The organism is Acidovorax sp. Leaf73 (assembly GCF_916855635.1).
Classification (GTDB): Bacteria; Pseudomonadota; Gammaproteobacteria; order Burkholderiales; family Burkholderiaceae_C; genus Acidovorax; species Acidovorax facilis.
Genome location: NZ_CAKASI010000003.1, coordinates 1 through 12947, shown reverse-complemented (window position 1 = coordinate 12947; position 12947 = coordinate 1). Strand labels below are relative to the sequence as shown.

General features: G+C 58.6%; 9 protein-coding genes, 1 pseudogene and 1 other annotated feature. Of the genes and pseudogenes, 3 read left to right on the top strand and 7 right to left on the bottom strand.

All coding sequences use genetic code 11. The features are described from left to right. Positions 1–763: 763 nt before the first annotated feature. Positions 764–3817: an EAL domain-containing protein gene (locus tag LPA35_RS09880; RefSeq protein ID WP_228896843.1), complete on the top strand. Its 3054-nt coding sequence runs from the start codon at positions 764–766 to the stop codon at positions 3815–3817. A gap of 11 nt (positions 3818–3828) precedes the next feature. Here LPA35_RS09880 and LPA35_RS09875 read toward each other — a convergent pair whose 3' ends face one another. The 4 genes and pseudogenes from LPA35_RS09875 to LPA35_RS09865 all read right to left on the bottom strand — a co-directional run bounded on the left by LPA35_RS09875 (position 3829) and on the right by LPA35_RS09865 (position 6055). After that, a complete protein-coding gene (locus LPA35_RS09875; protein ID WP_228896842.1) occupies positions 3829–4089 on the bottom strand; it encodes a hypothetical protein in 261 nt (86 codons plus the stop codon). Positions 4090–4385: 296 nt separating this feature from the next. Beyond that, positions 4386–4559, bottom strand: coding sequence for a hypothetical protein (locus tag LPA35_RS09870; protein ID WP_228896841.1), 174 nt, complete (start codon positions 4557–4559; stop codon positions 4386–4388). A 42-nt stretch (positions 4560–4601) separates the two neighbouring features. Beyond that, positions 4602–4775: pseudogene (locus LPA35_RS26165) on the bottom strand (HD domain-containing phosphohydrolase); the annotation flags it as partial. A gap of 48 nt (positions 4776–4823) precedes the next feature. Continuing rightward, positions 4824–6055 (bottom strand): IS3 family transposase gene (locus LPA35_RS09865; protein WP_228896840.1). Its coding sequence is split into 2 segments (ribosomal slippage): positions 4824–5767 and positions 5767–6055, totalling 1233 coding nucleotides; the frame shifts between segments, so codons are not numbered across the junction. Beyond that, positions 5661–5777: a sequence feature (AL1L pseudoknot), on the bottom strand. Its footprint overlaps the gene before it by 117 nt. Before the next feature lie 248 nt (positions 6056–6303). On the opposite strand from LPA35_RS09865, the gene LPA35_RS09860 reads away from it, so the two are divergent. Both LPA35_RS09860 and LPA35_RS09855 read left to right on the top strand, forming a co-directional pair. After that, positions 6304–9276 (top strand): MASE4 domain-containing protein, encoded by a 2973-nt coding sequence (locus LPA35_RS09860; RefSeq protein WP_228896839.1) that lies wholly within the window; start codon positions 6304–6306, stop codon positions 9274–9276. Then, positions 9273–10520 (top strand): EAL domain-containing protein, encoded by a 1248-nt coding sequence (locus LPA35_RS09855; protein ID WP_228896838.1) that lies wholly within the window; start codon positions 9273–9275, stop codon positions 10518–10520. Before LPA35_RS09860 ends, LPA35_RS09855 begins: the two co-directional genes overlap by 4 nt. Before the next feature lie 34 nt (positions 10521–10554). Here the strand turns inward: LPA35_RS09855 and LPA35_RS09850 are convergent, their stop codons facing one another. From LPA35_RS09850 to LPA35_RS26160, 3 genes are all read right to left on the bottom strand, one after another. Continuing rightward, positions 10555–11157, bottom strand: coding sequence for a hypothetical protein (locus LPA35_RS09850; protein ID WP_228896837.1), 603 nt, complete (start codon positions 11155–11157; stop codon positions 10555–10557). Between the two features lie 39 nt (positions 11158–11196). Continuing rightward, complete coding sequence (locus LPA35_RS09845) at positions 11197–11901, bottom strand: IPTL-CTERM sorting domain-containing protein (RefSeq protein WP_228896836.1); 705 nt, start codon at positions 11899–11901, stop codon at positions 11197–11199. A gap of 679 nt (positions 11902–12580) precedes the next feature. Beyond that, positions 12581–12947: hypothetical protein (locus LPA35_RS26160; RefSeq protein WP_370641399.1), on the bottom strand; the 367-nt coding region annotated here is incomplete at its 5' end.

Genomic DNA, 12947 nt, shown 5'->3' with positions numbered 1-12947 from the left:
CGCGGGGCTGCTGTCGGCCGTGCAGGGGTTCCTGGGCTGGCGCAGGCAGCGGAGCTTGGCCAGCGGCTGAGGTGAGCCAAGGGGTAAGTGCTTCTAGGATTTACGACTGCTTCGCGTCGCACGTAGATGATTGGGTATCGCCCCTGGACGAAACTAAGCTGCCTATTCCCGTCCTCATACTTGAGCAGGAAGCGTGCATGCCACCAAAGAATTTGATCGTCGCGTACGCTAGAGTCCCGCTGGATTGCCGGTTTTAGCGGTGCAACGGTCGGCTAGCCTAAGCAAAGTCCGATGACCGGTAATGGCGGTAGCGGTCGTTGGTCCAAAAAAACTAGATGTCGGCAACCAGCCTAAAACTGTCGCGCCAAAGATCGGTTCTGGGGCGGTGGCGATCACTCGGATGTCAGTCAACTAGTGATTACTCACCGTGCGAATACCGGTCTTTAGAGGGCCGCCGTAGACGAAAGGATCGTGCGCGAGCAGGGCGGACAAGTGCGTCAGTGAGGATAGCCTGGCAATTGGCCGCGCTAGGTCTTCTCGCCATAAATTGAAGAAGCTTTCTTGCAGCGGGGAAACTGGGGAAGCCTACTCGGCCCCATTGAGCACCTGGTGAGCCTTGGACTTACGGCATAAAACCAGTCCAAGTTTGTATCCGCACCCCCATGGTTCCCATGGCCGACGAATTGTCAAAACTTGAAAAGCCCATCTGGGTTTCGTAGACTGCATTGAGAAAATTGCGCTAAACCTGCGCGGGGAGATCTTTTTGCAGATAGCAACCCTCAGCATCGTAGTGGTTGAAGATGACCCTCGCGACGTCGAATTGATCGCCAAGGTATTGCACCGCGCAGCGCTGAAGTTCGAGATACACCACGTCAACTCCGCTGAGGCACTGCGCTTGGCGCTGCACGTGCGCGCGCCCGATGTGGTTGTTTCGGATTTCAAGTTATCGGGGTCCAGCGGATTGGAAGCCCTCGCCGTCGCTCGCGAAGCGAACCCGATGATTCCTTTCATTCTCGTGTCCGGAACCATCGGGGAAACCAACGTCATCCATGCGCTTAACAGCGGTGCAACGGACTACGTACTCAAGCACGATCTAGCGAGACTTGGTCCCGCGATTCGAAGGGCTCTCGCAGATGTCAACGCGGCAGCTGAGCAACGTCGCACGCTCGAGGCCCTGCGCCACAGTGAATTGCGCTTTCGGCTTGCCGCCTCGACAGGTGACGTGTGGGATTGGGAGATTGACACCGGCTTGGCTCAGATATCGCAACAGTGGAAGATGCGGCTGGGCTACTCCGAGGCGGAGGTAGAGAACACTGCAGAAGGTTGGCTTTCTCTCCTAGAGCCTGCGGATCGCCTGCGCGTCCTTGCTGCATTCTCCGCACACATCAGGGAGCACGTGCCCTACGATATTGAGTACCGCGCACTCGCCAAGGACGGAAGCTACCGCTGGTCGCATGCGAAGGGGCAGGCCGTTTGGAACGAGGAGGGGCACGCCACCTACATGGCGGGCTCGGTAGTCGACATCACGGAGCGAAAGAACGCAGAGATCAAAGTGCAGCGCCTCAACAGGGTCTACGCTGTGCTCAGCGGTATCAACTCGCTCATCGTTCGGACCGAGAACCGCGAGGAGCTTTTCCAAGGAGCCTGCAACATTGCCATCAACGCCGGGCAGTTCAAACTGGCATGGCTCGGCTTGGTGGACAACGACTCGCGACGTGTAGCCTCGGTCGCGTGGGCTGGTGCTGGCGAAGAGTACATCGAACACATCCCCATGGGCCTGGACCGCCACCAGAGGGCCGAATTCGGTCTGATTGGCCAGAGTATCCTCGAGGGAACCACGATCCTGGTGCAGAACACGACGAAAGACGATCGCATCGTGCTCAAGCAGCAAGCGTTGGATCGTGGATTCGCGAGCTTTGCCGTATTGCCACTGCGTATCGCGCAGCAACCGATCGGCGTGCTAGTGCTGTATTCCGGCGAAAAGCACTTCTTCGACGATGCGGAAGTGCTTCTGCTGGAGGAACTGGCCAACGACATTGCTTTTTCGCTGGACCACTTGGAGAAAGCCGAGGAACTCAACTATCTGGCTTACTACGATGTGCTGACCGGCTTGCCCAACCGGAGTCTGCTGCAAGACCGGATGCAGCAACTGATGCAAAACGTAGCCCAACACGAGCAGGGCGGCACCTGCAAGATGGTCTTGCTCTGGTTGAACATTGACCGATTCAGGAACGTGAATGACACGCTTGGCCGACATGTGGGGGATGCCTTGCTCAAGCTCGTCGCATCCCGTTTGGCAGAAACTATAGGACCCACGGACCAACTTGCGCGCATTGGAGCAGACCAGTTCGGTTGTGTATTGAAGCATTGCGGCACGCCCTCGGAAGTGGCGCATTTCCTGCAGGAAAAAGTGCAGACACAGATGGACCGGCCGTTTCACATCGAAGGAAAAGAGCTTTATCTGACCCTGCGCACGGGGATCGCTATGTATCCAAATGACGGGCACGACGTGGACGTGCTCCTGATTAACGCGGAGACTGCGTGCCGTGGCGCAGGAAGCAGCTCGGGCCGCTACCAGTTCTATACCGCTGCGATGAACACGCGTGTGCGAAACCAGTTGAGCATCGAGAGCAAACTTCACAGGGCCCTGACGAACAACCAGTTCCTTTTGCACTACCAACCCAAGGTAGGACTGCTGGATGGAAAAATCACTGGCATGGAAGCCTTGATCCGGTGGCAGGATCCCGAGGTGGGCTTGGTGCCCCCCGTGCAGTTCGTTCCAATATTGGAAGAAACCGGCATGATCGGTGAGGTAGGACAGTGGGTCATTGATCGCGCGCTGGAAGATCACGAACTCTGGCGCGCCCAGGGGCTGATGCCGCCGCGCGTCGCTGTGAATGTGTCCGCCGCCCAAATGCGGCGCCCGGACTTCGCGGCGGCGATCCGCAAAACCCTCCAATCCCGTAGCGCTGGTTCCCTGGACATAGAGATCACCGAGAGCTTGTTCATGGAGGATGTGGAGTCCTGTATCCAGCGCCTGCACCAGATCCGTGAACTGGGCATCCGTGTGGCCGTGGATGATTTCGGGACGGGTTATTCGTCCTTGGCCTATCTCAAGAAGCTGCCGATCGACTATCTGAAGATAGATCAGAGCTTCGTAAAGGATGTGATCTACAGCCCCGACGCGGCGGCTATTTGCGTCGCCATTATCGATCTTGCCCACAACCTCAAGCTCAAGGTGATCGCCGAAGGCGTGGAAACAGACGCGCAAATGAACTATCTGCGCCGCCGAGCTTGTGATGAGATTCAGGGCTTTCTCTTCAGTAAGGCGGTCCCTGCGGAAGACATGGGGCGGCTCCTGGCAACGGGCGCCAGCATTCCCATTCCGCAGGAGACGGACGCGCCGGTGCGCAAAATACTCATCGTGGACGACGAGCCCGGCATCCTTTCTGCACTCAAACGCGTCTTGCGCCGAGACGGCTATGAGATTCTTGCGGCGCCCAGCGCCAGAGAGGGGCTGAACATCCTTGGAGATCACGAGGTGCAGGTGATTCTCTCAGACCAGCGGATGCCAGAGATGTCGGGAACCGAGTTTCTGTCACGCGTTCGCGAACTTTATCCGGAAACGATTCGGATCATCTTGTCGGGCTACACGGATCTGGAATCCATCGCCAATGCCATTAACCGCGGGTCCATCTACAAATTCCTGACCAAACCGTGGGAGGACGACTTGCTCCGCGAGAACATCCGCGAAGCCTTCAACCACCACGATGCGGCCCGAGCAAGGGCCCGGCGGTCCGTGCTTCCCGCCGCTTGAGCAAATTTTCCCTACTCTTCTGGCCCCAAGACTTCGCCTTCTGGACCCCATGCAACGCGTGTGAGGCCGGGCTCTAGGGTTTCGAGGCGGCGCTTTTCCAGTTCTGCGGCACTCAACTGGCCGAACTCATGGCGGCCTATATCGGCCATTTCGGTTTCGTGGCGGAGCTGGTCATACCGGTCTAGTGCGGCGCGCACGTGCCGGGTCAAATCTTTGTCGTCCCAGGGCTTGAGCAGGTACCTGAACACTTCGGCGTTGTTGACGGCTTGCATCAAGACCTGCGAATCGGAGGACGCGCTCAGATCATCCGAACGGCCGTAGGCTGGATGGAGCGCACCACACCGAGGAACTCGACGCCGGTCATGAGCGGCATACGAAGTCGGAGATGACTACATCAAATGAGGCATCTTTGAGGCGGGCGAGCGCGGGCTCAGGCTCCATAAAGTCCTCGACCCGCACCACAGGCACGATCCCACCCCGAAGGCTCCGTTTGATTGCTGACAACACGTTCTGCTCATCGTCCAGGAGCAAGATCCTTGGCATGGCATGAGCTCCCTTCAGGTCGTTGTCAAGGTTTGATGGGCAACACCAGCTCGCTGCCGTCTCGGGCCTCACGCATGCGTAGCCGCCGGATAAGGTCCTCGGTCAGCATGTGGTCGACGGCGAGCAGGACCGCCCCTTCGCTGGTCAAAAGATCGCGCGCCAACACCATACCTGGTCGCAGTTGCGCCGTGGTCAGCATGCGAGGCGGCCGCTCTGCTTCTGGCACTGTTTTGAGCAACACCTACAGAAACACGTCCACGACTTCGGGGTTGAACTGAGTGCCTCGGCCCCGCGCAATCATTGCCTGAGCGTCAGCCGCGTTCAAGGGCGTGGAGCTGAGATGGCCGATTTGCAGATCATCGTAGGTATCTGCAACTGCCAAGATACGCGCGCCCAGCGGAATATGCTCGTCCGCGAGGCTATCTGAATCGCCCCGGTTTCTGCGGAGGCTGTTTGGTTTAAGTCAGCCCACTTCCACAGTGACCTGACTGGCGAGTTGCCGGTAGTAGTTTGCCTCAGCCTCAGCAGGCGGGATGTACCCGATGGGTTCGAGCAGGCGATGGTGGTTGAACCACGATACCCATTCGAGCGTGGCGAACTCGACTGCTTCCTTGGTTTTCCATGGAGCCCGGCGGTGAATCAGTTCGGCCTTGTACAGGCCGTTGATGGTCTCGGCCAGGGCGTTGTCGTAGCTGTCGCCCTTACTGCCCACCGAAGGCTCGATGCCAGCTTCCGCCAGTCGCTCGGTGTAGCGAATGCTGACGTATTGCGAGCCTCTATCGGAGTGACAAACCAAACTGCCATCGCGCTCAGGCTGACGGGCATAGAGGGCTTGCTCCAGGGCGTCGAGAACAAAGTCCGTGCGCATTGAACTGCTCACCCGCCACCCAACGATGCGCCTGGCAAACACGTCGATGACGATGGCTACGTACAGCCAGCCTTGCCAAGTCGAAACGTAAGTGAAGTCGCTCACCCACAACTGGTTCGGCCTCTCGGCCCGGAACTGCCGGTTGACCCGGTCCAATGGACATGGTGCTTTGCCATCACTGACGGTGGTTCGTACGGCCTTGCCGCGCATCACACCACGCAGTCCCGTGCTGCGCATCAGACGCTCTACCGCGCAGCGGGCCACGGTCACGCCTTCGCGCGCTAGTTGCCGCCATACCTTGTCGGCGCCATAAACCTGCATGTTGGCCTGCCAGACTCGTTGAATCTGCGGCATGAGCAATTCGTCGCGTTTCGCTCGAGCGCAGCGTTTGTGAGGCTCGCGCACCAGCGCGGCGTGGCGCCGATACGCTGACGGGGCAACCTGCAAGACCTTGCAGAGCGGCTCGACCCCGAAAGCATTGCGCTGCTGGTCGATAAAGGCCCTCAAGACTTGAGCCGGCGGTCGAGCTCCGCCTGGGCGAAAAACGCGCTGGCCAGCTTCAATATCTCGTTGGCTCGGCGCAATTCTTTGACCTCGCGTTCCAGCTCCTTGACCCGCTGGGCTTCGGCTGTGGTGACGCCTTCTCGCGTGCCTGCATCAACTTCGGCACGCTTGACCCACTGGTTCAGGGTCTGCGGCACGCAGCCAATCTTGGGGGCAATGGATTCGATGGCAGCCCACAGGGATGGGTACTCCCCGCGCTGCTCCTGCACCATCCTCACCGCGCGCTCACGCACCTCAGGCGAGAACTTGTTCGTCTTCTTCATGGCTCAATCCTCTCAGAGTGTTGAGCCTCCTCAAAAACCGGGGCGATTCAGCACTGTCATGCGCATTTGGTTACATTCGGCGGTTGTCTTGCGAAGCAAGCATTCCCAGCATACGAAGTTGCCCACTCAACGCATTTTTCCTTGCCCGACTCAAGCTCATGCACTAAGCTGATTCGATCCAACAGGACAAGCCCTCAGCCCCCATCGGGAGTACGCAGTGCTGGAATCGATGCTAGGGGAGGGTTGCGATGCCCATCGTGCTTTCTCTGAATACCCCTTCAAGTAGTCGTTCGGCGTATCTGTCCACATTGGCGGCAGACAAACGTCATCGCCGGATGGCCTGGGCAGCCTTGTGTGTATCTGTCCTGATTTTCTTAGCGCTTGCTCCGTTTGCGCGTGTGGCACTGCCCCAAGTAAGTGCGTTTATTCCGGTTTACCAGACCGCGCTGATTACCAATGACCTGATCACTGCGGTTTTATTAATGGGGCAGTACGCTTTTTTGCGCTCCCGTGCTCTACTCGTTCTGGGTACTGGCTACCTCTTTTGCGCATCAATGGCCGTAGCGCATGGACTGAGCTTCCCTGGCTTGTTCTCACCTACTGGAGCACTGGGTGCGGGGCCGCAAACCACGGCCTGGCTGTATTTTCTGTGGCACGGCGGGTTCCCCTTATTCGTACTCGCGTACGCATGGTTGAAGGATCGCGAGGCCGTGCCCGTGGAGGTGGGACGAGGGTCCGCACGCGGCGGGATACTTGGCGCCGTTCTGGGGGCCTTGGCGCTTGCCGCAGCTCTGGTATTTTTCACCACTGCTGGTCACGACTCTTTGCCTGCGATCATGAAGGGCAACCAAGATGCTTCGAGCAAGTTCAAGGTGGCCGTCTGCACTTGGTTCTTGTCATTGCTGGCATTGCTTTTCCTGTGGCGTAGAGCGCGCAGCGTGCTCGACCTGTGGTTGATGGTGACGCTGGTGGCCTGGGTGCTGGACATCGCGCTGGCCGCAGTCTTGAATGGTGCTCGCTTCGATGTCGGCTTTTATGGTGGCCGCATATACGGTTTGATGGCCTCCTCTTTCGTGCTTGTGGTCTTGCTGCTTGAGATCAGCCGACTCTACGCAGAACTGGCGAAGGCGAACGTGCGCGAGCGCCAGCGGAGCGCAGAACTGGAACTGGCTCGGAACGCCGCCGATGCTGCGGCGCAAGCCAAGTCCAACTTCCTAGCGGTCATGAGCCATGAGATTCGTACGCCGATGAACGGGGTTATAGGCATGATTGACGTGCTTGCACGTTCCAGTCTCAAAAGCCCGCAGATCGCTATGGTCGACCTGATTCGAGAATCAGCTTTCTCGCTCTTGAGCATCATTGAGGACATTCTGGATTTCTCGAAGATCGAGGCTGGTCATCTAGACGTGGAAAGTGAGCCGATGGCCGTTGGCGAGGTGGTTGAGAAGGTCTGCGCCATGCTCAATCGTCTCGCGGAAAAGCAGGGGGTCGAGCTCACACTTTTTACCGATCCAGACATACCACCAATGGTGTTCGGAGACGCCCTTCGGTTGCGCCAGATCCTGATCAACCTGATCAACAACGCGATCAAATTTTCCGCCGGCGGTCGAGTAGCAGGAAAGGTGGCGGTGCGTGCCTTGCTGGCGAGCGGGGACCACCGGCAGGTGGAGCTGGAGTTTCAGGTCATCGACAACGGAATTGGCATGAGCGAGGCCACCCTTGCCCAGATCTTTACTGCATTCACTCAGGCGGATGTATCGACAACGCGGCGCTTTGGTGGCACAGGGCTGGGGCTGGTCATCTCCAGCAACTTGGCCCAACGCATGGGCGGCAGCATTTCCGTAACCAGCACGCTGGGCGAGGGTTCGACTTTCCTGCTACGCGTGCCATTCACCTGCGTTGCACTTGCCGAGGAGCCGGACGACGCCCTTTCGTCGATGGTTGAGGGTTTGTCCTGTCTGATCATCGGGAATGGGAAGACGCTGTCGGGGGACCTCGCCGTGTACCTGAACAAGGCGGGAGCGAGTACGAAGCACGTGGAAAGCCTAGACGATGCCAGGCAATTGGTTCCAACGTTGGCCCCGGGGCCCTGGGTTTGGATCGTCAATGCAGAGGCGGAGAATCCGCCCACGCTGGAGAGCCTGCGGGAAATCGCCCGCGCCAATCCCGGGCTGACCCCCTGTTTCGTAGTGATTGGCCATGGGCCTCATCGCTATCCACAGCAGTTTGACGCGGACAAGGTCTCCATTGATGGCAACGTATTGACGCGCAGCGCTCTACTGCATGCCGTAGGAATTGCAGTAGGCCGTATTTCCTACCACGACGACGCATGCACGCCGGCGCCCATGCGCTATCCAGGCGCGCAACCCCTGTTGTCACGCGAAGAGGCGCGGCGCCAGCGCCGCCTGATCCTGGTGGTCGAGGACAACGACATCAATCAGAAAGTCATCATGCAACAGCTGTCTTTGCTGGGACTGACTGCGGATCTGGCAAGCGATGGCCTGCAGGCTCTGAAACGTTGGCGGACGGGAGACTATGAATTGATCGTGACGGATCTGCACATGCCTGGAATGGACGGCTACCAGCTCACCTCGGTCATCCGTGCGGAGGAACAGGAACGGCTGAACGCTAGCTTGGCGGCTGGAGAACGTCCTCCCGCGCCCGTGCGCATACTGGCACTCACAGCGAACGCGTTGAGGACCGAAGCGCAGCGCTGCAGGGATGCGGGCATGGACGACTACATGAGCAAACCCGCGCCCCTGTCCGAGTTGCAAGAGCTCCTGGAGCGCTGGCTTCCCAAGCTGGAGCCGGTCTCGTCACTCCGCGGAGGGCCGCCCCACGGCACGCCGATAGCCCCCAAGGGACCGGTAGACGTCGAAGTCCTGCGCAGTCTGGTCGGGGACGACCCCGAACTCATACGCGAGTTTCTCCAAACCTTTCGCAGTAGCGCGGCGCGCATCGCGCAGGAGGTGGAGCACGCATTTCGCGCTGGCAACGCCACACAAACCGCATCGGCCGCCCACAAACTCAAATCGGCAGCGCGATCTGTGGGGGCGGTCGAGTTGGGAGAGATTTGCGCCGATATGGAAAGGGCCGGAGGGGCTGGGCAGATCGAAACCCTGATCGTCGGGTTTGATCTGTTCAGTCGCGAAATGCGGGTTGTTGACCAGCACCTTTCAGAGCTCTTGTCCGCTGATGGGCCAAAGGACGCTACATCATGATTGCCAACTCCGCCATCCGCATTCTGGTGCTCGATGACGAGTCCTTCATGCTCAAGCTAATGACGCACTTGCTCGCCAAACTGGGATTTACCAACGTCACCACTTGCGATACCGGGCTGGCCGCGTTGAATGAAGTTGATCAGGCTTCACGAGTCCCCCACCTGATCCTGTGCGACTTGAACATGCCTGGGATGGACGGCTTGGAATTCGTGCGCAAGCTGGTGGAGCATGGGTATGTCGGGAGTCTGATTCTCGTCAGTGGAGAAGACGAGCGGACCCTGCAATCCGCACGGACACTTGTGCAGGCCCATCACATTGAAGTGCTGGGCAGTTTGCACAAGCCAGTGTCGCCGCAGGCTCTGTTTCAGCTTGTCGAGCGGTGGGTACCGCCAGCTGGGGTGGCGCATCATCACAGAAGCCAGGGCTATGGGGCTGAGCGACTGGCCGAGGCCATTCGAGCGGGCGAACTGACCAACTACTATCAGCCAAAGGTGCATGTTTCCACGGGAGAAATGGCGGGCGTGGAAACCTTGGTGCGCTGGCGCCATCCGCAGGACGGAATGGTGTTTCCGGACCAGTTCATTGGCGTCGCCGAGGGCAATGGCCTCATTGATGCCCTTACCCAGGTGGTACTGGGGCAGGCGCTCCGGGATTGCGCAGGGTGGGCGCGCGCGGGGCTGCAGCTAAAGGTGGCCGTCAATGTCTCGATGGATAGCCTCAATGCGCTGGAGTTTCCTGAGCAGATGACTTCGGCCGCTGCCAGTGCCGGCATAGCGCCTCAGTCCATAGTTCTCGAGGTGACGGAGAGCCAATTGATGAAGGACCTGCGCGCTCCCCTGGAGATCCTGACGCGCCTTCGCCTGCGCCGGTTCAAGCTTTCCATCGACGATTTCGGCACTGGCCATTCCTCTTTGGCGCAACTTCGGGACGTGCCGTTCGACGAGCTCAAGATTGATCGCAGCTTTGTCCATGGCGCCCATCACAACGAAACGCTGCGTGCCATTCTTTTGGCGAGTTTGAGGCTCGCCAAGGAGCTCAACATGGAGGTCGTCGCAGAGGGGGTCGAAGATGCTGCGGACTGGTTCTTTTTGCAGAGCGCCGGGTGCGATCTGGCTCAGGGCTACTTCATCGCACGTCCCATGCCAGCAGAACGCGTTGCTGAGTGGGCAGCCGAATGGCCTCACCGCTGGGAAGCCGAGCTTTTGGGGAGGGCTTCAGTTGGGCCAGGCAACTTTTCGATCTAGTCCGTTGACATTTGCGGTCTGACCGGGGCCACGGTTACCACAGGGAGCACGTTGTGTTGCGAAATCGAGTTTCAAAGTCTTCCAACCGTAGTTCAAGAGCGAGAGCGTGTCGGGAGAGGATTTGGATCGCAGCTTCAATTTCGGCCGCGTCAGGCGTGAACGCACCTGGGCCGGTATTCCCGTCCCGGTTGTCGTGCACCTTCAGCTCCTGCAGGCCCGCAGCATGCTTGGTCTCCAAGGCAACAGCCTTCAGCAAAGTGGAATAGACCTCTCCAATGCGCTGAATCTCCTCAAGACTATCTACATCAGAGGTAGGTAGGGCGGTTTTGGCCGCACTTGGCAAGGCGGAGAGCGTCAATTTCAGGGCACGCCCGGCAGTCTCCGCAACTTCACTGGCAAGATTTGCCAATGCGGTCACCTGAACGGTCAGCCTCGAACTGTGCAAAGCACCGGTCGGTCCCAGTTCCTTGAGGCTCACGATTACCAATACGCCCGTCGTCAAGACGATGGCTTGAGAGCAGTTCGCAAAAAGATATGCTGCTCCGTGGTCCGGTGCGTGAGCCGTGGTTTGCAATGGCGTCTGCATTTGCTCCGCCGGGTTAGGGATCTTTAGAAGCTCCCAGATGCTGCGATTCATTGTGCGCCTGCGTCAATCTGCTCCTAGGAGCGCGAACACCTAACCCCGTTGTTCGCCTTTGAAACGGTGAAGCGGCGTCACAAAGGCGGCCAATGCCATCAAGGCAACCAACAGGATCAAGCCCCATTCGGACAGGGTAGGCACGGAGGTGGCCGCCGGGGCCGCCGCTATAGACCAGACCCGAGCAGAACCAAATGCAAGCGACCGGCTGGTGTCGCCGGCCAGTACGAGAGTGCACGAGTCCGGTACACCCGCAGGCGAGGGGGCGACGGCAAGGCACTGCGCATTGTGATCAACTTCTCCTGTTGCCTGGAAAAAGATCCAGGAATGCCGATCACCTGGCATATGGGGAGAGGTGCCGGTCAGCCAGCGCTGAATCCGGATATCCGTGGTGGTGATGGCGCCGGAGGCGTTGGTGGATACGTTAAAAAGAAAGATGCGGGCAGCCGGGTCGGCGCTGGAATATGTGTGGATCCCATCCGAGAAGCTGAAGGCCGTGACCAGGGGCGCGATGTTCGCGCCAGCGAGATTGGCCGCTAGCGGGGCGGACGTTGTGAACGAGCCTGATGCGCCTATGCCTGTATTGAAGTTCTGACAGGGACCTGTAACACAGAGCGTGAAATTGATGAGCAGGGTGTAGTTACCCGTCGCGGTTGCCACGTAGGTCGTGGGCTGCGCATGGGCCACCGCTGCAGTGCACAGCAGCACAAGCGCCGCGAGCCAGTTCTTTAGGCACTCTTTCATCGGGACCCCTCTCTGCATATTTGAAAAGTGCTCCATAGTACCTACATCCGCCCCGGATGTGGCCTTGCACTTGACATGGTCCAATCGTTCCATGCGTTATACGAGCCCTCTTTCTGTAAGCGGTTGGCCAACCCATCTTGACTGCGTTGGCAAAGTGAAGCCGGTATATTCCTGACACCAGCAGTTGCTAGGATGCGCATGAAGTTGGCATGCAGTCCAAGGACCATTGGGAACAGGTGTATTCGACAAAGGCCATCTCTGGTGTGAGCTGGTTTCAAGAGCATGCTCAGCAGCCCGTTCAGTTGGTCCGTCAGACTGGCCTCGCCCGGAACGCCGGAATCATCGACGTTGGAGGGGGCGCCTCGACTCTGGTGGATGACCTCCTCAATGAGGGATACACGAACGTCACGGTTCTTGACTTATCCGAGGCGGCATTGACTGCATCCAAGTCGCGTCTGGACCAACGCGCAGATGGCAACTCCTGGCTCGTGGGCGACATCACCCGTGTGGAGCTCCACGTCATGCCTATGACGTCTGGCATGACAGAGCAGTTTTTCATTTCCTCACTTCGCCAGCAGAACGGGAGACCTATGTTCAGGCTGTCTTGCGCGCAGTTAAGCCTGGTGGGCATGTCATCGTGGCAACATTCGCAGAGGACGGTCCTGACAAGTGCAGTGGCTTACCGGTCATGCGGTACAGCGCAGATGGATTGCATGCAGAGTTCGGTGTCCCATTCACGCTTTTGCAGCAGGAGCGCGAGGAACACCACACTCCGTTTGGCACGGTTCAGAAGTTCATCTACTGCCTGTGCCGCAAGGAGCCCAACTGACTTTTGCCTTCCTGCGTGGCCATCCTGATCACCTTCTGAAAAAAGCTCTTGACGGCCGCAACTTGCCGACGAGCGCGAACAATGGGCAGGAGTGTTGGTGCCGATGCAATCTTGACCAGCTAAACCGCAAAGTACCAATCCAATATTGACCAGGGTGTTCCACTGACCTGCTGAGAATTTCAGCAGGGATTCAAGGTGATCACCATGGACATGATTG

What these genes read in the sequence shown, in the direction of transcription:
- LPA35_RS09870 (WP_228896841.1), bottom strand. Translation starts at nt 4,559, where the DNA reads ATGCTGACCACGGCGCAACTGCGACCAGGTATGGTGTTGGCGCGCGAT.
- LPA35_RS09850 (WP_228896837.1), bottom strand. Translation starts at nt 11,157, where the DNA reads ATGAATCGCAGCATCTGGGAGCTTCTAAAGATCCCTAACCCGGCGGAG.
- LPA35_RS09875 (WP_228896842.1), bottom strand. Translation starts at nt 4,089, where the DNA reads ATGCAAGCCGTCAACAACGCCGAAGTGTTCAGGTACCTGCTCAAGCCC.
- LPA35_RS09860 (WP_228896839.1), top strand. Translation starts at nt 6,304, where the DNA reads ATGCCCATCGTGCTTTCTCTGAATACCCCTTCAAGTAGTCGTTCGGCG.
- LPA35_RS09855 (WP_228896838.1), top strand. Translation starts at nt 9,273, where the DNA reads ATGATTGCCAACTCCGCCATCCGCATTCTGGTGCTCGATGACGAGTCC.
- LPA35_RS09845 (WP_228896836.1), bottom strand. Translation starts at nt 11,901, where the DNA reads ATGAAAGAGTGCCTAAAGAACTGGCTCGCGGCGCTTGTGCTGCTGTGC.